The 21575-nt window shown below is 71.8% G+C and carries 17 protein-coding genes; 9 read left to right on the forward strand and 8 right to left on the reverse strand.

Translation table 11 applies throughout. The annotated features are described in order from the left end of the window. A partial coding sequence (locus AC3A46_RS13930) for a CHAT domain-containing protein (protein WP_487665722.1) occupies nt 1-1653 on the forward strand: 1653 nt, incomplete at its 5' end. Nucleotides 1654-1692: 39 nt separating this feature from the next. Beyond that, nucleotides 1693-3894 (forward strand): caspase family protein, encoded by a 2202-nt coding sequence (locus AC3A46_RS13935; protein WP_487665723.1) that lies wholly within the window; start codon nt 1693-1695, stop codon nt 3892-3894. 130 nt (nt 3895-4024) lie between these two features. Here the strand turns inward: AC3A46_RS13935 and AC3A46_RS13940 are convergent, their stop codons facing one another. Next, nucleotides 4025-5659: a 5-oxoprolinase subunit B/C family protein gene (locus AC3A46_RS13940; protein WP_487665724.1), complete on the reverse strand. Its 1635-nt coding sequence runs from the start codon at nt 5657-5659 to the stop codon at nt 4025-4027. Then, nucleotides 5653-6408: a 5-oxoprolinase subunit PxpA gene (locus AC3A46_RS13945; protein ID WP_487665725.1), complete on the reverse strand. Its 756-nt coding sequence runs from the start codon at nt 6406-6408 to the stop codon at nt 5653-5655. Before AC3A46_RS13945 ends, AC3A46_RS13940 begins: the two co-directional genes overlap by 7 nt. A 149-nt stretch (nt 6409-6557) precedes the next feature. Here AC3A46_RS13945 and AC3A46_RS13950 point away from each other — a divergent pair, with 149 nt between their 5' ends. Next, nucleotides 6558-8327, forward strand: coding sequence for an ABC transporter ATP-binding protein (locus AC3A46_RS13950; RefSeq protein WP_487665726.1), 1770 nt, complete (start codon nt 6558-6560; stop codon nt 8325-8327). Nucleotides 8328-8401: 74 nt separating this feature from the next. On the opposite strand, the gene AC3A46_RS13955 is transcribed toward AC3A46_RS13950, so the two are convergent. From AC3A46_RS13955 to AC3A46_RS13965, 3 genes are all read right to left on the reverse strand, one after another. Further along, on the reverse strand, nt 8402-9364 hold the full coding sequence (locus AC3A46_RS13955; RefSeq protein WP_487665727.1) for an ABC transporter permease: 963 nt from the start codon (nt 9362-9364) through the stop codon (nt 8402-8404). Then, entirely contained in the window at nt 9361-10365 is a 1005-nt protein-coding gene (locus AC3A46_RS13960) for an ABC transporter permease (protein WP_487665728.1), read from the reverse strand. Before AC3A46_RS13960 ends, AC3A46_RS13955 begins: the two co-directional genes overlap by 4 nt. A 104-nt stretch (nt 10366-10469) precedes the next feature. Further along, on the reverse strand, nt 10470-12140 hold the full coding sequence (locus tag AC3A46_RS13965; protein WP_487665729.1) for an ABC transporter substrate-binding protein: 1671 nt from the start codon (nt 12138-12140) through the stop codon (nt 10470-10472). Between the two features lie 258 nt (nt 12141-12398). On the opposite strand from AC3A46_RS13965, the gene AC3A46_RS13970 reads away from it, so the two are divergent. The 3 genes from AC3A46_RS13970 (at nt 12399) to AC3A46_RS13980 (ending at nt 14429) form a co-directional block, all read left to right on the forward strand. Then, nucleotides 12399-13262 carry a spermidine synthase gene (locus AC3A46_RS13970; RefSeq protein ID WP_487665730.1) on the forward strand — a complete coding sequence of 288 codons (864 nt, stop codon included), beginning with the start codon at nt 12399-12401 and terminating at the stop codon, nt 13260-13262. 97 nt (nt 13263-13359) lie between these two features. Next, a complete protein-coding gene (locus AC3A46_RS13975) occupies nt 13360-13887 on the forward strand; it encodes a hypothetical protein (RefSeq protein WP_487665731.1) in 528 nt (175 codons plus the stop codon). A 50-nt stretch (nt 13888-13937) separates the two neighbouring features. After that, nucleotides 13938-14429 carry a SprT-like domain-containing protein gene (locus tag AC3A46_RS13980; protein WP_487665732.1) on the forward strand — a complete coding sequence of 164 codons (492 nt, stop codon included), beginning with the start codon at nt 13938-13940 and terminating at the stop codon, nt 14427-14429. Between the two features lie 6 nt (nt 14430-14435). On the opposite strand, the gene AC3A46_RS13985 is transcribed toward AC3A46_RS13980, so the two are convergent. Next, nucleotides 14436-15077 (reverse strand): 2-phosphosulfolactate phosphatase, encoded by a 642-nt coding sequence (locus tag AC3A46_RS13985; protein ID WP_487665733.1) that lies wholly within the window; start codon nt 15075-15077, stop codon nt 14436-14438. Between the two features lie 229 nt (nt 15078-15306). Between AC3A46_RS13985 and AC3A46_RS13990 the strand changes: the two genes are divergently transcribed. The 3 genes from AC3A46_RS13990 to AC3A46_RS14000 all read left to right on the forward strand — a co-directional run bounded on the left by AC3A46_RS13990 (nt 15307) and on the right by AC3A46_RS14000 (nt 19083). Next, nucleotides 15307-15816 (forward strand): hypothetical protein, encoded by a 510-nt coding sequence (locus AC3A46_RS13990; protein WP_487665734.1) that lies wholly within the window; start codon nt 15307-15309, stop codon nt 15814-15816. Nucleotides 15817-16018: 202 nt separating this feature from the next. Then, on the forward strand, nt 16019-17761 hold the full coding sequence (locus tag AC3A46_RS13995; RefSeq protein WP_487665735.1) for a hypothetical protein: 1743 nt from the start codon (nt 16019-16021) through the stop codon (nt 17759-17761). Then, complete coding sequence (locus AC3A46_RS14000; RefSeq protein WP_487665736.1) at nt 17758-19083, forward strand: ComEC/Rec2 family competence protein; 1326 nt, start codon at nt 17758-17760, stop codon at nt 19081-19083. The genes AC3A46_RS13995 and AC3A46_RS14000 overlap by 4 nt, the downstream gene beginning before the upstream one ends. A gap of 170 nt (nt 19084-19253) precedes the next feature. On the opposite strand, the gene AC3A46_RS14005 is transcribed toward AC3A46_RS14000, so the two are convergent. Both AC3A46_RS14005 and AC3A46_RS14010 read right to left on the reverse strand, forming a co-directional pair. Further along, complete coding sequence (locus AC3A46_RS14005) at nt 19254-20729, reverse strand: ABC transporter permease (protein WP_487665737.1); 1476 nt, start codon at nt 20727-20729, stop codon at nt 19254-19256. After that, the gene (locus tag AC3A46_RS14010; RefSeq protein WP_487665738.1) at nt 20726-21508 is read right to left on the reverse strand and encodes an ABC transporter ATP-binding protein; all 783 of its coding nucleotides are present in this window, start codon (nt 21506-21508) and stop codon (nt 20726-20728) included. The genes AC3A46_RS14005 and AC3A46_RS14010 overlap by 4 nt, the downstream gene beginning before the upstream one ends. Nucleotides 21509-21575: the final 67 nt, after the last annotated feature.

The following is a 21575-nucleotide window of genomic DNA, read 5'->3' on the forward strand; positions in this document are numbered from 1 at the left end:
GTGGCCGCAGAGCCGGCGCCTGCGCCCGAGGCGCCCACACCGTCGGGCGGGCTCGACGGAGCGGCCCCCGTCCCGGCGTACGTCGACGCCGAGGTGCCGGCGCGCGTCGTGGAGGGCGTCCCGTTCGACGCGGTCGTGCGGCTGTCGCTCGCGGATCTCGCCCCGACGGCCGGCACGGCGCGCAAGAAGGCCACGGCGCTGTTCGACCCGGCGCGCGAGATCGAGGTGGCCATGCAGCTGCGGGGCTTCGCCTTCGCCGACGGCACGCCGTCGATCATCTCGACCACGCTCCCGGCGAAGGCCTCCGATCCGCGTCGACTCGTCTTCGCGCTGGTCCCCGACGGCCCCGGACGCGGACACATCACCGTCACGTTCACGCAGCCGCCCATCGTCACGCCGCTTGCGGTGCTGGCGCTGAGCACGCCGATCGTCGCGGTCGACGACGACGTCGAGGGCATCGTCGCCGATGACCCGCGCACCGCGGTCGCCTCCGTCGCAGCCCCGCCCCGCAGCATCGCCGACCTCCCGACGCTCGTCATCGACGAGTCCATGTCGCGGGGGGCATCGGAGCTGGTCGTGACGGCGAAGATCGGGCGCACCGTCGTCAAGAACTCCGTGCGGCTGCCCGATAAGAGCGCGTACGTCGAAGGCATCTATTCGGAGCTCTCCAGGATTCGCAAGACGTTCCGGGAATCCGTCGAAGACGACCCCGATGAAGCCGCCGACACGGTCCGGCGTGACGTGCGGACCCTCGGGGCCCGGGTCGCCGAGGAGCTCCTCGGCGACGACGTCAACGCGCTGCTGTGGAGCCGACGCCGCCGGATCTCGCAACTGGTGCTGCAGACCTCCGGCGAGCTCGACATCCCCTGGGAGATCGTGCATCTCGTGCCGGTCGGCAGGCAACGGCCCGATCCGGAGCGCTACTTCCTCGGTGACCTCGGACTCACCCGATGGATGTACGGCACGTCGCGCCCCACCGTGATCCCCGTGGACCCCACGCGTGTCGTCGCGATCGCACCCGACTACGTCGACCACAGCCTCGACCTCCCGCGCGCCCGTGAGGAGATCGAGACGCTGGGCGACCTGCTCGCGGGTCCACCGCGATCCGCGGCCGACCCGATCGAGTTCCGCCAGGCGATCGAGGACGGCTTCGACCTCCTCCACTTCGCGGGGCACGGCCGGTGGCGCGACATCGCACCGCTCGGTCAGGAGATCGCCTTCGCTGCGTTCTCGGAGGACCACGACGACGGGTCGGCGTCGTACACCGACGCCGACGCGCGACGAGATCTCCCCGAGCTCGACACCGCGGCCGCGACCTCCACCCCCTTCGTCTTCCTCAGCGCCTGCGACGTCGGCCGGCTGCGCTCGGGCGCCACCGGCCTCGGCGGGTTCGCGGAGGTCTTCCTCCGCGGCGGCGTCGGCGTGTTCATCGGCTGTTCGTGGGCCGTACGAGACGACGTCACGGCGCTCTTCGTCCGCACCTTCTACCGGCGCACGCTCGGCGAGAACGCCACCGTCGGCGAGGCGGTCCTCGCGGCGCGGCAGGCGGCGCGCGCGGCGGGCGATCTCACGTCGCTGGCCTTCACCGTGTTCGCCGACCCGCGCGCAAGGCTCGTGCCCCACGCCGCAGAGGACGGCGGCGACCACCCTTGACCCTCAGCCACCATCACCCAGCAGACAGGACGTGACACCATGCCCGAGACCACGACGACCGCCCGGGGCGCGAGCCTCACGGCGGCCGAGCTCACCGCGCTGCGCAAGCACGTCGTCCACACCGAGGACGGCCGGCTCGCCAAGACCGCGGTCGCCAAGCCGCGCACCGTGGCGGACTTCGCCACGACGGCGGCCGACGTCCGCCGCATGATCGAGGTGGATCTCGCCGCGTTCGTCGACCAGCAGGCGAAGAAGGCGCCCGCGGGCGAGACGCCCGCACCGGTCCCCGTGTTCATCTGGGCGCACGGCGGTCTCACCGACAAGGACGCGGGCCTGCTGACGGCGCAGCGGCAGACCGGCTGGTGGAAGAAGAACGGGGTGTACCCGATCCACCTCGTGTGGGAGAGCGGGTTCAAGACCACCCTCGAAGACGTCGTCCGGGGCAAGGCGGGCAAGCGGGGCTTCACCGACCTCACAGACCTCGCGGTCGAGGCGGCGGCCCGCGTGCTCGGAGGTCGCAAGTTCTGGGACGACATGAAGCTCGACTCGGCCGGCGCGTGTCTTCCCAGTGTCGACGGCGGGGACCCGGGCGGGGCCTTCGTGCTGGCCGGCGCGCTGCGCGAGTTCATGGCGGCGAACGCGGGCGCCATCGAACTGCACATCGGCGGGCACAGCGCGGGCTCGATCTATCACTCGCACTTCGTGCCGCGGCTGTTCGAGGGCGATGACCGGGTGGACAGCGTCAAGACCGTGACGTTCCTCGCGCCGGCGGTGCGCATCGACACCTTCGAGGCGACGCTGCTGCCGCTCGCGGAGGCCGGGAAGATCGAGAACCTCTCGATCTTCACCATGGACGAGAACCACGAGAAGCGCGACAACACCGCGGGCGTGTACCGCAAGTCGCTGCTGTATCTCGTCTCGCGGGCGTTCGAAGCGGACAAGGGTGCCGAGATCCTCGGCGTCGAGGAGCACTTGCGCGGCTCCGGCCGGACGATGGCGTACCTGGGCGACCGTAGTGAGCGCCTGGTCCTCGGCCCCGTCACCCGCGGGCGTCGCAGCAGCACCCAGGCGACGTCGCACGGCGACTTCGACAATGACGAGCAGACCATGATGAGCCTCGCCCGGCGCGTGGTCGGCGTGCCCGACAGCAACGAGGCGGACCACGTCGCCGTGTTCCCGGCGCGGGCGCGCGAGGTCGGCGAGTTCGTCCCGGCGCCCCGCCCCGAGCCGACCGGCGCGCGAGGCGCGGCGCCGCGCAAGCTCGCGCTGTGCATCGGCATCGACGCGTACCCGAGGGACCCGCTCAGCGGCTGCGTCGCCGATGCGGTGTCCTGGGCCAAGGCGCTGGGCGACGCAGGTTTCCAGGTGGAGTCGATCCACAACGGCGACGCGACCCGCGACGCGATCCTGCGCGCGATGCTCGACAAGGTCTCGTCGGCCCGCGACGGCGACATCGTCGCGATCCAGTTCGCCGGCCACGGCACGTTCGTGCCCGATCTCGACGGGGACGAGACCGACGAGTTCGGCCCGAAGGACGAGGCCCTCTGCCCGGTCGACTTCCGCGACGGGCAGCTGATCGTCGACGACGATCTCGGCGCCATCTGGGACGCGATCCCCGAGGGTGTCGCGGTGACGCTGTTCTTCGACTCGTGCCACTCCGGCTCGGTGAACCGCGAGATCACGCCGACCGAGTTCGAGTCGCGCAAGATCCCCGCAGGTGCGACGCCGCGCATGACGGTGCTGAACGCCGGCGAAGAAGCGGCGTTCCGCGGGGAACGGGCGGCGTCGCCGGACGATCCCTTCCGCACAGCCGCGTGGAAGCGGGTGGTCGAGGTCGAGACCGACCGCGCGGCGGTGCCGCCGACGCCCCGCGCCGACGGCAAGGAGGTGCTCATCAGCGCCTGCCAGCCCGACCAGGTCGCGCTCGAGACCAACGGCCACGGCGTGTTCACCACGGCCGCCCTCGGCGTGCTGGCGAAGACGCCGAACCTCAGCAACGCCGCCTTCGTGGCGGCCGTCTTCGACGTGCTCGACGACACCTACGAGCAGCGTCCGATGCTGTCCGCCGCCGGCGATCTCGGCGCCCGCGGACTGCTGACATCGGTGCACGACGCCCTCGCGGCCGCCGCGCCCGGCGCTGTCGAATCCGACGGGCACCGCGCACCTGCGGACGTGCGCACCGCCGCGATCGTCGCGATCCTGCGGGCGACCGCCGACCTGCTGGAAGCCGGCGGCGCCTGACCCGCCCGGCCGCGAAGCGGATCCGAGGAGATCTGCACACCAGAGGGCGTTCTGCCGCGGACGCTCCTCGGTTCCGCGGATCTCCTCGGGTCGGCAGGGCCGGTTGCCCGGGATGCCCAGGATGCGCGGCTCAGCCGCCCGCGCGCGCGTGCCGGAAGCGGATGCGCGTGCCCGGCCGGGCCTGGGCGACGAGGTCGAGGCTCGCATCGGCCACCACCGCGATCACCGGATAGCCGCCGGTGACAGGGCCGTCGGCGAGCAGGATCGTGGGCCGACCGCTGGGCGGCACCTGCAGCGCGCCGGGCACCATGCCCTCGCTCGCGAGCTCGCCGGTGCGCAGACGCGCCAGCTCGGGCCCGTCCAGGCGCGCGCCGACGCGGTCGGCGTGGTTCGAGACCGTCCACACCGCGTCGTACAGCGTCGCGAGCGCGGCCGGGGCGAACCAGTCGGCGCGAGGCCCGGGTGCCAGATCGAGCTCGAGCTCGTCGTCATGGGGCGCCCCCCATGCACCGGGCGGGGCGACCGGGATCGGTGCCGACGCGTCGTCGCGCACGGGCACGAGGTCTCCGGCGCGCAGCGCCGCAGGCCCGAGTCCCGCGAGCAGATCGGTCGCGCGCGACCCGAGCACGACGCCGGCGTCGAGGCCGCCGCGCACGGCGATGTAGCCGCGGGCGCCGTGCGCGAACCAGTCGAGGTGCAGCTCTGCTCCCGCGGGCCACGCGTGCGCCTGGTACGGATCCACCTCGCGTCCGTCGATCCGCACCGTTCCCCACGCGCCGGTCACCGCGACCCACAGGTCGGCCTCGGCCACGGCGCGCAGTCCGCCCATCGTGACCTCGAGCCCGGCGGCGCCCTCGGGGTTGCCCACCAGGCGATTCGCGGTGCGCAGCGCTCCGCGGTCGAGCGCCCCCGACACCGCGACGCCGACCGAGCCCGCGCCTTCGCGCCCGAGATCCTGCACAGTCGTCAGGAGGCCGGGTTCGGCGACGCGGATGCCGCGACCCGCCGCCCGCTCGCCCGCAGGCGCTCCGGCCGCTCCCGCCTGCAACCGCTCACCTGTCACCACCTGCGGCTCCGACCGACCGTTCGCGACAGGCGGGCGGCCCCGGATCGGGATCGGGCCGCCACCGGACACCGCAGCGGGCACCGGGCGGAACCGCACGCGCGCTCCCGGTGCGAGCAGCGCAGGGGACGCGGCATCCGGGTCGAAGAGGGGCGCCGTGGTCGTGCCGATGAGCCGCCAGCCACCCGGGGTGTCACGCGGGTAGGCGCCGCTGAAGACACCGGCGAGTCCGACGGATCCGGCCGGCACCCGGGTGCGAGGCGAATCGAGCCGCGGTACGTCGAAGACCCAGTCGTCGCTCACGAGGTACCCGAAGCCGGGTGCGAAGCCCGTGAACGCGACCCGCCAGTCCGCCTCGGCATGGCGCCGCGCGAGATCGTGGGCGTCGACCCCCAGCAGGCGCGCGGTGTCGGCCAGGTCGGCCCCGTCGTACGCGATGTCGAGCTCGACGGGCGGGGCCGCAGCATCCGTCGCCTCGCGGGTCTCGGTCGCCGCACCGAGCGCCCACGCGCGCGCGGCCGCGGGCGCCAGCACCCGGGGGTCGACCCGCACGAGCACCGTGCGCGCGGCGGGGACGAGGTCGATGACGCCTTCCGGACGCGAGGCGGCGAGCGCGGCGTGCAGCGGGAGCACCTCCTCCAGCGCGCCGACCTCGAGCAGGAACGCGCGCTCCCCCATCGGCCGCACACGCGGAATCACCACGGCGCCCGCACCTCCACGCCGGCGGCGTCGAGCGCCGCGCGCACGGCGCGGGCCATGTCGACCGCCGACGGCGAGTCGCCGTGCACGCACAGCGACGCGGCATCCGCGCGCACGAGGGAGCCGTCGACCGCCTCGACCACGCCCTCGTCCGCAAGGCGGACGGCTCTCGCCGCCACCAGCGCGGGGTCCTCGAACAGTGCGCCCGGCTGCGTGCGCGGCACGAGCGAGCCGTCGGGGAGGTAGCCGCGATCGAGGAACGCCTCGCGGACGAACGGCAGACCGACGGATGCCGCCGCCCTCGCGATCTCGCCGCCCAGGCCCAGCACCGGCACGGGCCGGCCGAGCAGCGCGGAGCGGTCCGCGACCGCCCGGGCGACGGCGTCCGCCTGCGCGCGGTCGGTCGTGACGGCGTGGTACAGCGCTCCGTGGGGCTTGACATAGCGGAGGTCGGCGCCGGCGTCGGCAAGCGCGGCGAGCTGCTCGGCGACCGTCGCGGTGAGCTCGGCGGGGTCGATCACGACGGCGACGCGGCCGAAGTTCGCGCGATCCGGGTAGGACGGGTGGGCCCCGACGGCGACGCCGAAGCGCTGCGCGCGGACCACGGCCTCGCGCATCGACGCGGCATCGCCCGCGTGCCCGCCGCACGCGATGTTCGCGCTCGAGATGACCGCGAACATCGCCTCGTCGTCGGCCGTGGGCACGCCGTCGACGGTCTCGCCGAGGTCCGCGTTGAGGTCGATCGCCGCCATTGCTCCACGGTACTGCCGCCGTGCAGCGGACAGCCCGCCGGCGGAACTCCACGGATCCACGGCACCTTGGGGCGCGTCCGCGTTACGGATCCGTAAAGGCTGACTCCGCATCGGTGCGCGAAACGACTCCGCCGGGCAGGATGGACCGCATGGCCCGAACCACCGAACGCGTCGTGGCCGGAGCGCCGCTGCTCCAGGTCCGCGACATCGCCGTCGACTTCCAGACCATCGACGGGCCGGTGCACGCCGTCGAAGGTGTCGACCTCGACCTCGCCGCGGGCGAGACGCTCGCCATCGTCGGCGAGTCGGGTTCGGGCAAGTCGACGACCGCGATGGCGGTCATCGGGCTGCTGCCGGGCAATGGCAAGGTCACCAAGGGCAGCATCCTGTTCGAGGGCGAAGACCTCGTCGGCGCCCCCGAGAGCGTGATGCGCACCGTCCGCGGACGCTCGATCGGGCTCGTGCCGCAGGACCCGATGTCGAACCTCAATCCCGTCACCAAGATCGGCTCGCAGATCGCCGAGACACTCCTCGCGCACGGACTCGCCACCCGCAAGGATGTCGACCGCAAGGTGGTCGAGACTCTCGCCGCGGCGGGTCTCCCGAACGCGGCCGACCGGGCCAAGCAGTACCCTCATGAGTTCTCGGGCGGCATGAGGCAGCGCGCGCTCATCGCGATCGGCCTCGCGTGCGACCCCAAGCTGCTGATCGCCGACGAGCCCACGAGCGCGCTCGACGTCACCGTGCAGAAGACGATCCTCGACCAGCTCGAGCGGATGACGAGCGAACGCGGGACGTCGGTCATGCTCATCACCCACGACCTGGGCCTGGCAGCAGAGCGGGCCTCGCGCGTCGTGGTGATGAATCGTGGCCGCATCGTCGAGCAGGGCCCTGCGCGGCAGATCCTCGAAGATCCGCAGCATCCGTACACGCAGGCGCTCGTCAAGGCGGCCCCGTCGGTCGCGGCCGTGCGGCTGCGCCCCGAGGTGTTCCGCGCGGTCGCATCCGCGACGCCCGAGCCCGACATCGCCCCTGCCGTCGAGCCGACGGATGCCGCCCCCGCCTCGGTGACCAGCCACGAGGTGGCCGCACCCGAGGTCCCCGCCGAGACGGCGGCCGAGGCATCCGCTCCCGACTACATCGTCGAGGTCGAGGGCCTGACCAAGATCTACAAGGTCCGCGGCTCGAAAGAGGACTTCGCGGCCGTGCAGGACGTGTCGTTCTCCATCCCGCGCGGCGAGACCGTCGCGATCGTGGGCGAGTCGGGGTCGGGGAAGACCACGACGGCGCGCATGGTGCTGCGCGTCTTCGAGCCGACCAGCGGTGCCATCCGCTTCGACGGCCAGGACGTCGCGACACTCAAGGGAGGCGCCCTCAAGCAGTTCCGCCAGCGCGTGCAGCCGATCTTCCAGGACCCCTACTCGTCACTGAACCCCATGTTCTCGATCGAGCGGATCATCTCCGAGCCCCTCGACTTCTACAAGCGCGGATCGTCGAAGGACCGCGCCGCACGCGTGCGGCAGCTGCTCGACGACGTCGCACTGCCGCACACGATGCTGCGACGGTATCCCTCGGAGCTGTCAGGCGGTCAGCGGCAACGCGTCGCGATCGCGCGCGCCCTCGCCCTGTCTCCCGACCTCATCGTCTGCGACGAGCCGGTGTCGGCGCTCGACGTGCTCGTGCAGGACCAGGTGCTGACGCTCCTGCGGGACCTGCAGCGCGAGTACGGCCTGAGCTACCTGTTCATCTCGCACGACCTCGCGGTGGTCCGCCTCATCAGCGACTACGTGTGCGTCATGAAGGACGGGCAGCTCGTGGAGGCAGCGACCTCCGAGGAGATCTTCACCAACCCGCGCGACCCGTATACGCGGCGCCTGCTCGCCTCGATCCCGGGCAACGAGCTCGACATCGCGGTCTGACGGCTTCGACACGATCGGCGACGAGGCCCACCCGCTTCCCGACCAGTCTCACCTGTCACTGAGCCGTCGAAGGGTCAGCGGGCGCGGGTGCGCGGGTCCATGGCCTCGCGGAGCGCCTCGCCGAAGAGAGTGAAGCCGAGCGCGGTGATGGTGATGCAGATACCGGGGAGGAACGCCAGCCACGGCGCGACCGCCAGCTCGAGCTGCGCATAGGTGAGCATGCGGCCCCACTCCGCGGTCTGCGGCACGTCGCCGCCGAGCCCGAGGTACGACAGCGCGGCCGCCTCGATGACCGCCGTCGCAAGCGACAACGTGCCCTGCACGATGACCGGTCCGACGGCGTTCGGCAGCACGTGGCTCATCGTGATCTTGCCGCGCCCCAGGCCGAGCGTCTGCGCCGACAGCACGTAGTCGGCACTGCGCTGCTGCAGCATCGATGCCCGCAGCAGACGGGCGAACACGGGCACCTGCGCGACGCCGATGGCGATCATGAGCGACGCCTGAGTCTGCCCGAGGATCGCGGCGACCGAGACGGCGAGCAGGAGCGACGGCACGGAGAGGAGGATGTCGACGATCCGCATGATGAGCGTGTCGACCCAGCCGCCGAACATGCCGCAGAGGAAGCCCAGGATCATGCCGCCGATGAGGCCGATGGCCGTCGACACCACCCCGATGATGAGCGTCGCGCGCGCACCCCAGATGAGCTTGGAGAGCACGTCGCCGCCGAAGCGGTCGAGGCCGAGCGGGAACTCGGGGATCTCGCCTGGCCCGGGGATGTGCGTCGGCGTGATGTAGCGCTGACCCGGGAGCTCGGTCGGCCCGTACGGCGCCAGCCACGGCGCGAAGACGGCGACCAGCACGAGCAGGGTGATGATGGCACCGCCCACCCATGCGCTGGGGTTGCGGCGGAGGCGGCGGAAGACGCCTCGCCAGAACCCGCCGCCGCCGGTCCTCGCAGCGAGCAGCTCCTTGTCGTCGACGGAGGTGTCGTCGACGGGCCCGCCGCTGGGCGCGGGGGGAAGCATCGCAGATGTCATGAGACCCTCACTCTCGGGTCGATGAAGCTGTACGACACGTCGACCGCCAGGTTGATCAAGGCGTAGCCGATCGCGATGAAGATGATGAAGCCCTGCAGCACCGGGTAGTCGCGCGTGAAGATCGCGCGGGCGAGGAATGAGCCGATGCCGGGGAAGGCGAAGACCGTCTCCGTGAGGACCGCCCCCGAGATCAGGAGGCCCACCTGCAGGCCGATCGTCGTGATGACGGGAAGCATGGCGTTGCGCAGGATGAAGCGACTGCGGATGGTGCTCCGCGAGATGCCCTTGGCCACGCCGGTGCGCACGTAGTCGGAGTTCTGCACCTCGAGCACCGAGGCGCGCGTGATGCGGACGATGATCGCCAGCGGGATCGAGGCCAGCGCGATCGCCGGCAGGATCAGGTGGAGGAAGGCGTCCCATGCGGCATCCCACTCCCCGGTGAGGATGCCGTCGAGCACATAGAACCCGGTGTAATGCGTCGCGTCCAGGCGCGGATCCTGCCGCCCCTCGGACGGCAGCCACCCGAGCTGCACCGCGAAGACCCACTTGAGCATGAACGCGAGGAAGAAGACGGGGATCGTGATGCCCAGCAGGCTGGCGCCGACGAGCACGTGGTCGGAGGTCCTGCCGTGACGGCGTGCGGCGAGATAGCCGAGCGGGATGCCCAGCCCCACGGCGATGATGATCGCGAGGAAGCCGAGCTCGAGCGTCGCGGGCAGTCTCCGCAGGAACTCCTCGAGGACCGGCTGGCGGGTCTGCAGCGAGGTGCCGAAGTCGCCGGAGAGCAGCTGGCCGAGCCACGTGAAGTACTGCACGAGGATCGGCTCGTTGAAGCCGTACTGCTCGTTGATCTGCTCGACGGCCTCCGGCGTCGCACGTTCGCCGAGCAGCGCGACGGCAGGCCCGCCAGGCAGCGCGCGGACCCACAGGAACAACAGGATGGACAGGCCGAACAGGGTCGGGATCAGCAGGAGCAGTCTGCTGCCGATGGTGCGTAGCACGGGTGCTCTCTCCGGGGGACGGGCCGCGCGAATCGCGCCGCCGGGTCGGGCGGGGAAGCGAGAGCGGATGCCGCGACCCTGGGCCGCGGCATCCGCTCCGCTCCTTACTCGCTCAGCTCCACCATGTTGTACACCTCGTCCTGCACGGGGCTGGCGGGGTACGAGGTCACGCGCTCGGCGAAGGCGAGCGTCGGGACCGGGTGCGCCAGCGGGACGCCCGGGAGGAACTCCATGATCTGCTCGTTGATCGCGAGGTAGGCAGCCTCCTGCTCCTCCTCACCCGGCAGGCCGCGGGCCTCGGTCAGCGCCGCGGTGAGCTCCTCGTTCGCGAAGCCCCACTCGTTGCCCGCACTGGCGAAGAACGTCCCCACGAAGTTGTCGGGGTCGTTGTAGTCACCGGTCCAGCCGAGCAGATGCAGCCCGTGGTCGGCGCCACCCTGGATGCGGTCGAGGTACGTGGGGTTCCAGTCCTCGCCCACCGGCGTGAGCACGATGCCGACGGCCTCGAGCTGCGACGCCAGGTTGGTGTAGATCTGCTCAGGGTTGGGCATGTACGGCCGCGATACGTTGACGGGGTAGTTGAACTGCAGCGTCAGCGGGTTGGCCTCACTGTAGCCCGCCTCAGCGAGCAGCGCCTGGGCCGCATCGGGGTCGTACTCGTATGTCGTGACGTCCTCGTTCCAGCCGATGACGGCGGGTGGCATGAACTCGCGCGCGACCTCGGTGCCCGCGGGGAGGATCTGCGAAACGAGCTGCTCCTTGTCGATCGCGTGCGCGATCGCTTGGCGCACCCGGACGTCGGCGAGCTCGGGGACCGCCTGGTTCATGGCGAGATACAGGATGTTGAACGGCTCGCGGTTGACGAGCTTGAATCCCGCCCCTTCGAGCGCGTCGAGATCGGCCGGCGCGACCAGGTCGTAGCCGTCGATCGAGCCCGACTCGAGCGCCTGGCGCCGAGCAGTGGTGTCGCTGATCACCTGGAAGATGATCTCCTGCACCTGCCCCTGCTCGCCCCAGTAGTCCTCGTACGCGCTGAGCGTCACGGACTCGCCCGCCGCCCACTCTTCGAATTTGAACGGGCCCGTCCCGACCGGGTGGGCCTGCGCGTACTCGCTGAGCACCGGGGCCTCAGCCGTTCCGCCGACCTCGTCGGCGCTGTACTCCTCGAGCGCCGTAGGGCTCTGGATCGCGAACGACGGGAGTGAAAGCGCGGGGATGAATCCGGCGAACGGCTGGGTCAGCGTGATGACCGCCTCGGTGTCGCTGGTGGCCTCGCAGCCGCCGTAGATGGATGTGCCCGTCTCGGCGTAGCCGCGCATGAGCTTGCCCCAGTAGTACGACAGGCTCTCTGTCGCCGCGACGCCGGTGAAGTTGTTCATGCGGTCGAAGTTGAAGCAGACTGCCTCGGCGTTGAAGTCGGTGCCGTCGTGGAACGTCACCCCCTCTTTGAGCTGGAAGGTGTACTCGAGGCCGTCCTCCGACTGCTCCCAGCTCTCGGCGAGCCCGGGGGCGGGATCGGCCGTGCCCGGCTCGACGCCGACGAGCCCCTCGAAGATCTGGCGCGACACGCGGAACGTCTCGCCGTCATTTGCCATCGCGGGGTCGAGCCCGGAGATCTCGGCCGATGCCGCGAAGATGAACGTCGAGTCGACGTCGCTCGCCTGCTCGTCTCCGCCGCCGTCGTCGCGCTGACTCGCGCAGGCGGTGAGGACGATCGCGCCGACGGCGACCGCGGCGGCGCCGGCGAGCCAGCGCCTTCTCGCAGTGTGGAGCATGTGCTGTGCACCTTCCATGTCGTGTGGGCTCCGCTGCACATCGTCGTGGAGCAGAGGTGCGCGCAAGCCCTCAGCGGGGTGTGATGCTCCGACGCTACCCGGGTGCGGCGTTCTCGTCGGTTACGCCTGTGTCTCGATTCGGTTTCGGCGGATACGGATGCTGCGTGTTCAGCGTTCTGCGCAGGGTGCTCCGCCGACGGCGGGCAGAACCGTCAACCGCACACCGGCGGCGACGGCGATGCGGCTAACGTGGGGGGCATGGCGCGCGCGAGGGAAGAGGGATCCGTCCCCACCGTCCGGCTCTCGGATGGAACCCTCGCCCGTGTGGTGCCCTCGCCGTTCGGCGGCGGGTGGGAGCTCGACGTCGACGGCACGCCGCAGTCGCACGTGGACCTCGACGATCCCACGCATCTGCACTTCGAGTACGTCGCCCGCATGGGCGCCGTGATCGACCGGCTGCGGATGCCCGGGCAGCCGCTCACCGCGATCCACCTGGGCGCCGGCGCGCTCACGATCCCGCGGTACATCGAGCAGACGCGTCCGGGCTCGCGGCAGCAGGTGGTCGAGCTGGAGCCGGCGCTGTGGGACCTCGTGCGCGAGAACCTGGCGCTCCCCCGCGGCGCCTCGATCCGAGTGCGCATCGGCGATGCGCGCGAGACGCTCGGGCGCCTGCCCGCGGGTCTCGTGGGCGCCGCCGACCTCGTCGTCTCGGACGTCTACTCGGGTGCGCAGACGCCCGCGCACCTGACGACCGTGGAGTTCTTCACCGAGGCCGCACGGTTCCTCGCGCCCGACGGCGTGCTGCTCGTGAACGTCGCCGACGGCGCGGGCCTCGCCTTCGCCCGCCGCGAGGTCGCGACCGTTCGGGCCGTGCTCGAGCACGTGATCGTGCTCGCCGAGGTGCAGACGCTCAAGGGCCGCCGCTTCGGCAACCTCGTGATCGCCGCATCCCGCGCGCCCCTTCCGACCGAGTGGCTCCCGCGCCTCATGGCCGCGGGTCCGCACCCCGCCAAGGTCGCGGAAGGACGCGAGCTCGACGAGTTCGCGCGCGGCGCGCGCGTGGCCACCGACGCCGACGCGACGCCGTCGCCCAAGCCCTCGGCATCCGTCTTCACCCGCTGACGGTTCACGGATGCCGCGACCCGGCGTGGCACGACCGCGTCCCGGGAACCGGCAAGGCACACTGGAGAGGCCACCGGCGCGGCGAAGGGAGTCAGACGTGAGCTACATCAGCGGGTACGATCCCGACACTCTCCGCGAGAAGGTGAACGCGAGCCAGTGCCAGGAGCGGCTCGAAGAGATCGGCGATCAGCGCAGTCTTCCGGCGCTGCTCGAGCGCGTCTGGCTGCTGAAGGTCCTCGATCGCCCCGACGAGGCTCTCGTCATCTCGGAGCAGTCGGTGCGCGTCGCCCGCATGGCGGGCACCCGCAAGGACCTGCTGCGCGCCCGCATCCTGCACGCCACCGTGCTGCAGGCCCGTGGCGCGTACGGCGCCGCCGAACAGGAGCTCACCACGTGCGCCGAAGAGGCGGACGGGCAGGGCTGGGCCGGCATCGGCGCCTTCGCCTACCAGCACCGCGGCAAAGTCAACTACGACGCCGGCGACTTCGAGGCCGCCCGCAAGGACTTCAAGCGCGCACTGTTCCTGCGCCAGGAGTCCGGCGCCACCGAGGACCAGCTCGAGTCGACCCTCCTCGCCATCGACGCCGCCGACCGGCGCCGGGCCGCGGCATCCGTCGCCAGCTGAGGTGGGCACCCTGAGCCGGAGTGTCGGAGATACGTTCTAGTCTCGCGCACATGTCGGATCTGCATCGCGTGCGGCACTGGGCCGAGGCCCTCATCGCCCTCCACCTCGACGACTCGTGGAGCTTCGCGTTCGACAACGCGAAGCGCCGGGCCGGGCTGTGCGACTACACGCACAAGCGCATCAGCGTCTCGCGCTACCTCGCGGCGCGGTACGACGACGACACCAACCACCAGACGCTGCTGCACGAGGTTGCCCATGCACTGGCGGGGCCGCGCGCCGGCCACGGCGCGCGGTGGAAGGCCGTCGCGCGCGAGATCGGCTATGTCGGCGGCACCACGCACAACGGCGAGACGGCGACCGAGCTCGCGCCGTGGATCGGCGTCTGCCCCGCGGGGCACGTCGCCTACCGTCACCGCAAGGCGACCCGGCCGACGTCGTGCGCGAAGTGCGCCCCGCACTTCGACGAGCGCCACGCCTTCACGTGGACGCGCCGCGAGATCACGCGCGCGACGCGCCTGGCCGCGATGACCCCGCGCGACTGAGCCGCGTCAGTACGCGACGAACGCCCCGTCGCGCAGGACCGGGACGACGGATGCGGCATCCACCGCGGCCGCGTTCAGCACCTCGTCGCGGGCGTCGCGGTCGAGGAGCTCCTGCCCCGAGCCGCTGGCCGTGAGCAGGTGCCGGACGGCGCCGCGCAGCCCACGGAACGACTCGCACGCCGCCGCCGCCTCGGGCGAGGTGTGGTCGACGCCGAGGTCGCCGAGCGCGTCGACGATCGCACCGGCGCCGAGCTGGTCCTCGACCGCGAACCGGAGTGGAGCGCCGGCGTCACGGCCGGCGAGCTCGCCCGCCGCGATGACGGCGATGCTCGTGCGCGCACCGCGCTCGTGCTGGAGGTCGAGCACGGCCCGGGCGACCGCGGCGGCGTTGCGGAGGCAGCCGAGCAGCACCACGGCGCCGGACTCCGCCGCCGCGTCGGCCACGGCCGCGCCGTTGATCGACACCGCGTGAGCATCTGCGTCGAGCCGGACGCTCTCCCCCCGGGCAGCGGCATCCGTCACCGTCGTGGAGAACCGGAGCACGTCGACGACCACGACGACGTCCGCGCGGGCGAGGCGACGGAGCCCTTCGATCCCCCAGTCGTGGCGGACCTGGTAGCGGTGCTGGTCGAACGGACTCCCGGGCATCCGTCCAGCGTAGGCGGCAGCATCCATCTCCCGCTCCCGCGCCCATGCCGCGGACGGGACGGGCCCGCTCCCGCTCCCGCGCCCGCGCCCGGGCCGCGGACGGATCACGTGCTCTCACCGAGACCACGCGTCGTGCGCGCGCACAACGTGTGTTCTCGGCGAGAGCACACGATGTGGACGCGGGCGCAAGCCCGAGCCGCGCAGCGAGGGGGGTGCGACACTGGAGCGCATGCGGATTCTGCTGAAGTTCGTGATCGACTGCGACGCCGATGCCGCGTGGCGCGCGGTGCACTCGCCCCGCGCCGTCGGTGAGCTCTACGGCCCGCTGATGGACCTCGCCCCGCTCGTGCCGAGCGGGCTGCCGACGTCGTGGACCCCCGGCGACGACGTGCCGGTGCAGCTGTCGGCGTTCGGCGCGGTGCCGATGGGGAGGCAGCTCATCCACGTCAGCGAGCGCTCCGTGGACGAGCCCGGCGGCCGTGTCCGGATCTTCCGCGACAGCGGCATCCCGCTCACGGGCCCGCTCGCCAGCCTCGACGTGTGGGACCACCAGATGGCGGTGTCGCCGGCGCCCGGTCAGCCCGGCAAGACGCTGTGGCGCGACCGCCTCGTCATCGGCGGCCCGACGGCGCCCCTCCTATGGCCGGTGCTGTGGGGCGTGTGGCAGTGGCGCGCCGCCCGCGTGCGCGCCCTCGCCCCCTCGTGGGCCCACGACCCCGCACCACACGACGACGAGTGATGACGGATGCTGCGGGCCGCAGCATCCGTCATCATCACGCCTGCGGGATCACCGTCAGCACAGGCGCGGCGCACTCGAAGAGCCCCGGGCTCACGCGCCCCCGTGCGCTCCAGACCCCCTCGGTATCAGGACTGCGCGGCGACCCTCTTCCAGAGCGGGGCAAGTCGCTGCATTGTGGAGCCGTAGACCCTGGGGGTGTGACATGGCGGACGGTGTCGAATTCGCGGAACCCGCCGATGAACCGCGCACGCACATCACGCTGCGGCTCATCGCGCAGGATCCGTCGGTGAGCGGGGACGACGCGAGCATCCTCACCGCCCACGTGAAGGTGCCGTGGTCGCGCATGGAGGACGGACCCCGCGGAGCCCGCCTGCACGTGGTCGACTACGACACCGCCACCGGCCGCTACGTCAAGCACGAGCCGCTCGGCAAGGACGACCACTTCGCGGAGGCGACCGACGACGTGCTGCGCACCGACTGGGCTTTTCACGCGCAGCATGTGTACGCCACCGCCGCGCGCACGCTCGCGACGTTCGAGACGGCGCTGGGCAGGCGGCTTCCGTGGGGATTCCGCAGCCACCAGCTGTTCCTCGTGCCGCACGCGTTCGCCGAGGCGAACGCCTACTACTCGTTCGAGGACCGCGCACTGCTGTTCGGCTACGTGCCGCCCGCCGACCCGACCGGAGACACGATCTACACGTGCCTCAGCCACGACGTGGTGGTGCACGAGACGACGCACGCCGTGCTCGACGGACTGCGGGGCCGGTTCCTCGAGCCGAGCCTTCCCGACCAGGCCGCGTTCCACGAGGGCTTCGCCGACATCGTGGCGCTGCTCTCGGTGTTCTCGATGCGCCCGGTCATCGAGCAGGCGCTCGGCAAGCCCGACAAGAGCGGGCGCATCCCGCGAAGCCACGTGGAGCCCGAGGCGCTGCGCAAGAACATGCTCGCGCGCGTCGCCGAGCAGATCGGCAGCGTGCTGACCCAGGGCCGCGGCGCGCTGCGGGAGTCGGCGCTGACTCCACCGCCCGCCGACTGGGCGAAGCGGACCGACTTCCTCGAGCCGCACCGGCGCGGCGAGGTGCTGGTGGCGATCGCGTTCGATCTGCTCATCGACATCTGGCACATGCGGCTGCAGTCGCTGTTCTCACGGCCGAACGGCGAGGCGGCGACCGGCAAGGGTGTCACCGTCGACCGCGCGCGGGCCGCCGAGGAGGGCGCGAAGGCGGCGTTCCAGCTGCTCACGATGCTGATCCGCGGCCTCGACTACCTGCCGCCCGTCGAGTTCGACTTCGGCGACCTCCTCAACGCGGTGCTGCTCGCCGACAACGAGGTCGTGCCCGACGACGACCTCGGCTACCGCAAGCTCCTGGTCGACGAGTTCGCCAAGGCCGGCATCAAGCTCCCGTCCGGCCGGGTGACCGACGTGCTCGAATCGGAGCTGCCACCCCGCTACCTCGGAATCAACTTCGCGGGGCTCCGCAGCGACCGCGACGAGGTGTCGCGCTTCCTCTGGCAGAACGCCCGCCGCCTCGACGTGTCGACCGACTACTACACGGTGATCGAGTCGGTGCTGCCGACGCAGCGGATCGGTCCTGATGGACTGATCGTGCCGGAGTCGGTCGCCACATACGTGCAGATGGCCGACATGACCGCGCGGGAGTTCACCGAGGAGTCGGGGCTCCAGCTCTCCCCGGCGATCGATCCGAGCACGCCCGTGCAGCTGTTCGGCGGCGGGACGCTGATCTTCGACCAGTTCGGCCGGCTCAAGCTGCACGTCCACAAGCGCCTCGACGACTGGCGTCGCCAGCAGCTGCGGCTCGACCACCTCGCCCGCACCGGCCGCATGGACGCGAAGCGCCGCCTCGGCTTCTCGGACGGGGCGGCCCGCGGGCAGACGTTCGCCGAGCTGCACCGCACCGAGCAGAGCTCCGGGGAGACATGGTGAGCACGCCGATCCGCGTTCGCGTCCGCATGTACCAGGTCGGCTTCGGTGATTGCTTCCTGGTGTCCGTCGAGTACGACGAGCCGCTCTCCGACGGCCGCACCGAACGGCACATCCTCATCGACTACGGCACGAGCCATTCACCCCGCGAAGGCATGGCGCGCGGCCGTATGGGCGACGTCGCCGCGTTGATCGAGAAGCACACGGGCGGCCGGCTCGACGTGCTCGTGGTCACCCACCGCCACCGGGACCACCTGCGGGGGTTCGAGGTCGACGCGGGCGCGACCATCATGAAGAAGCTCGCGCCCACGCTCGTGCTGCGGTCGTGGACCGAGGACCCGAAGCTGTCGGCGACCGCGGACGCCCCCGGCGGCCAGGGCCTCGCTGCTTCCGAGCCGCCGAACGGCCTCACCAGCGCGTCCGTGCGGTACGCCGCGCTGCTCGCACAGGCCCAGGAGCACGTCGCCAAGCTGACCCAGCTCGTAGGGCTCGACGACGACGTCAGGGCGGCCGCCGAGGACCAGCTCAAGAACGCCGAAGCGGTCGCCCTGCTGGACGAGCTCTCGCTCGGCGACCGAGGCCGCTACCTGCACGCCGGGATGGAGTCGGGCATCGACGACGTGGTGCCGGGGATGCGGGCGACTGTGCTCGGCCCGCCCACGGTGGACCAGGACCCGCGCGTCGCGAAGCAGCGCGAGGACGATCCGGAGTACTGGCTCCGTGCGCTCGGCGCCTCACTGCGCGTCGTCGGCTCGGCCGCCGACGCCGGCGCCCCCGCCCCGATCGCACACGGTCCCGGTCCGGTGCGCTGGCTCATCGACCGCCTCGCGAACCAGCGGTCGCACTCGGCGGCACGTCTGGTGCGCGACCTCGACGACGCCCTCAACAACACCAGCATCATCCTGCTGCTGGAGATCGAGGGACTGTCGCTGCTGTTCCCGGGCGACGCGCAGATCGAGGACTGGCGGCTCACGCTCGAGCAGCTCACGGACGAGCCGCGGCTTCGCGAGCGACTCGCCGGCATCGACCTGTACAAGGTCGGTCACCACGGCAGCCGCAACGCCACACCCCGCTCGCTGCACGCGCTGTGGAAGGCCCGCACTCCCGAACAGCCCCGGCTCGCCGCCGTCATGTCGACCCGCCAGGACGTTCACGGCGAGGGCGACGGCGCCGTGCCGCAACCGCAGCTCGTCACGGCGCTGCGCGAGGTCGCCGACCTCTATTCGACCGACGACCTCACCGGCGGTGAGGAGTGGATCGAACTCGAGGCCGACGCCGCGCACGGCCCCTTCCGTCGGGTCCCACTCCGTCCCCCCGGTCGTTGAGCGAGCGAGGAACGAGCGGCCCCCTCCATCAGGTCCCACTCCGTCCCCCCGGTCGTTGAGCGAGCGAGGAACGAGCGAGTCGAAACGCCCCGGGCTTCCCAGGAGACCCAGCGCGTTTCGACTTTCGGGCGCTGGAGCGTCCTCCGCTCCACGACCGGGGAACGCCGGTCTCAGTCGGCGAGCGCCGCCACCGGGACGACCCGCGTCGCGAGCCGCGTCGGCACGACCGCGGCGACGAGGGTGAGCACCGCCGTCGCGACCACGATGATGGCCACCGGCAGCCACGGCACGGCGGGCGCGACCAGCGTCGGCGACGAGAACGACGGCGGCATCGGCACGGCACCCAGCAGCGACTGCGCGCCGGCCCAGCCGTAGGCGATGCCGAGCACGAGGCCCGTGATCGTCGCGGTGATCGTGATGTGCGCGGCCTCGAGCAGCACCATTCGGCGCACCTGCCCCGTCGAGACCCCGAGCGCGCGCAGGAGCCCCAGCTCGCGGCGGCGCTGCACCACGCCGATCGTGAGGAGGTTCACGAGCCCCACCGCGGCGATGACCGCCGACACCGCGACGAGCCCCATCATGATCCCGGCGAACGTGTCGAGCAGCGCAGTCATCTCCTGCGGGGCCTCGCCGCCGGCCGACGTCGTCAGAACGACCTTCACGGTCTCGAGTGCGACGGCGAACATCGTCACGAGCGTCACGCCCATCACGACGCCGATCGCCATGCGGCTGGAGCGCTCGGGGTAGCGCAGCGCGTTCTCCGACGCCAGGCGCGCGGTCGCCGACGACCCGAAGAGCCTGCCCACGAGCCGCAGCACCGGGGGCATCACGAGCGTCGCGCCGAGCGCGAGGCCGGTGAACGAGAAGATCCCGCCGAAGAACGCGACGACCACGCCGAGCGGGGAGACGAGCCCGATGGCGATGCCGCCCGCGAGCAGTGCCCCGCCGATCGCGAACAGCGTGATGGCCGCGCCGTTGCGTGCGCCTTTGCGGGTGAACGCGTCGTGGGATGCCTCGACCGAGCCGCCCAGTGCCTGCAGCGGCGTGACGGTCAGCACGCGCCGGGACCCCGCCCACGCCGCCGCCCACGTCGTGAGCGCGACCACGACGGCCGGGATCACGAGCACCGGCTGGACGACGGCGTACTCGACGTCCTCGATGCCGAACGCGACCCCGGCGAGCTCGACGCCCGCCCACGACACGAGGGTGCCGCCGACGAGCCCGAGCACGGCGCCGATCACGCCGACGACGAGCCCCTGGCGCGCGACCTCGGAACGCTGCGAGCGAGCCGAGGCGCCGATCAGCCGCATCAGCGCGATGCGGCGCGTGCGCCCCGCGATGACCGTCGCGAAGGTGTTCGCGGTGACGATGGCCGCGACGTACACCGCGACGCCGATGAGCAGGAAGCTCATGATCGCGAGCACCGCCGCCAGCATGCCGCTCTCGCCGATGAACGGATCCGCCTTCAGCACGGCGGCGATGAACCCGGTCGCGCTCAGCAGGATGGCGCCGAACGCACTCGAGATCCCCGCGACCAGGATGCTCGCGCCCATGCCGCGCTCCCGCAGCCACCCGAGCGGGGCGGCGCTTCGAAGGCCGGATGCCGCGGGCCCCGGGATCCGCCCGGTCTCGGCGATCGCGGTCACGATGCGACCGCCGCGGCACCCGCACCCAGCTCCGAGGCGAGCATGTAGGCCGAGATCTCCTCGGCGCTCTGACGCGGCTTGTCGGCGACGATGCGCCCGTCCCCGAGGAAGAGCACGCGGTCCGCGTGCGAGGCCGCGACCGGATCGTGCGTGACCATGGCGATGGACTGGCCGTGCTCGCGCGTGGCGGCGGCGAGGAGCGTGAGCACCTCGCGACCCGAGCGCGAGTCGAGGTTGCCCGTGGGCTCGTCGGCGAACACCAGGTCGGGCGCGGTCGCGAGCGCACGGGCGATCGCGACGCGCTGCTGCTGGCCGCCCGACAGCTGGTGGGGGCGGTGGTTCAGGCGCGATGCGAGCCCCAGGCGCTCGACGAGGCCGTCGATGCGCGCCCGCTCGAGCGTCGTGGGCCGGCGGCCGTCGAGGTCGAACGGCAGCAGGATGTTGCCCAGCGCGTCGAGGGTGGGCACGAGATTGAACGCCTGGAACACGAACCCCACGCGGCGGCGCCGCAGGATCGTGAGCTCGAGGTCGCCGAGACCGGTGATGTCGGTGTCGCCGATCCACGCGCGCCCCGACGAAGGGGCGTCGAGTCCCGCCATGATGTGCATGAGCGTGGACTTGCCCGAGCCCGACGGGCCCATGATCGCGGTGAACTCGCCGCGGCGGATGCCGACGCTCACGCCGTCGAGCGCGTGCACCGTGCTCTCGCCGCTTCCGTAGGTCTTGGTGAGCTGCTGCACCCGGGCCGCCAGGCCCAGGTCGGTCGATGAGAGTTCCATGCTTCGACGGTAGGAACGACCGGGTGTCGCCCGCGTCGCCCGCCAGAGGCATCCGTCTACATCTCGA

The sequence above is a fragment of the Microbacterium sp. Soil_C_42 genome, assembly GCF_057656735.1.

Bases quoted from the DNA above. Each gene is read 5' to 3' on its own strand.
- AC3A46_RS13990 (WP_487665734.1), top strand. From the start codon at position 15,307: ATGCGGATTCTGCTGAAGTTCGTGATCGACTGCGACGCCGATGCCGCG.
- AC3A46_RS14010 (WP_487665738.1), bottom strand. From the start codon at position 21,508: ATGGAACTCTCATCGACCGACCTGGGCCTGGCGGCCCGGGTGCAGCAG.
- AC3A46_RS13970 (WP_487665730.1), top strand. From the start codon at position 12,399: ATGGCGCGCGCGAGGGAAGAGGGATCCGTCCCCACCGTCCGGCTCTCG.
- AC3A46_RS13985 (WP_487665733.1), bottom strand. From the start codon at position 15,077: ATGCCCGGGAGTCCGTTCGACCAGCACCGCTACCAGGTCCGCCACGAC.
- AC3A46_RS13955 (WP_487665727.1), bottom strand. From the start codon at position 9,364: ATGACATCTGCGATGCTTCCCCCCGCGCCCAGCGGCGGGCCCGTCGAC.
- AC3A46_RS13945 (WP_487665725.1), bottom strand. From the start codon at position 6,408: ATGGCGGCGATCGACCTCAACGCGGACCTCGGCGAGACCGTCGACGGC.
- AC3A46_RS13980 (WP_487665732.1), top strand. From the start codon at position 13,938: ATGTCGGATCTGCATCGCGTGCGGCACTGGGCCGAGGCCCTCATCGCC.
- AC3A46_RS13995 (WP_487665735.1), top strand. From the start codon at position 16,019: ATGGCGGACGGTGTCGAATTCGCGGAACCCGCCGATGAACCGCGCACG.
- AC3A46_RS13965 (WP_487665729.1), bottom strand. From the start codon at position 12,140: ATGCTCCACACTGCGAGAAGGCGCTGGCTCGCCGGCGCCGCCGCGGTC.
- AC3A46_RS13950 (WP_487665726.1), top strand. From the start codon at position 6,558: ATGGCCCGAACCACCGAACGCGTCGTGGCCGGAGCGCCGCTGCTCCAG.
- AC3A46_RS13935 (WP_487665723.1), top strand. From the start codon at position 1,693: ATGCCCGAGACCACGACGACCGCCCGGGGCGCGAGCCTCACGGCGGCC.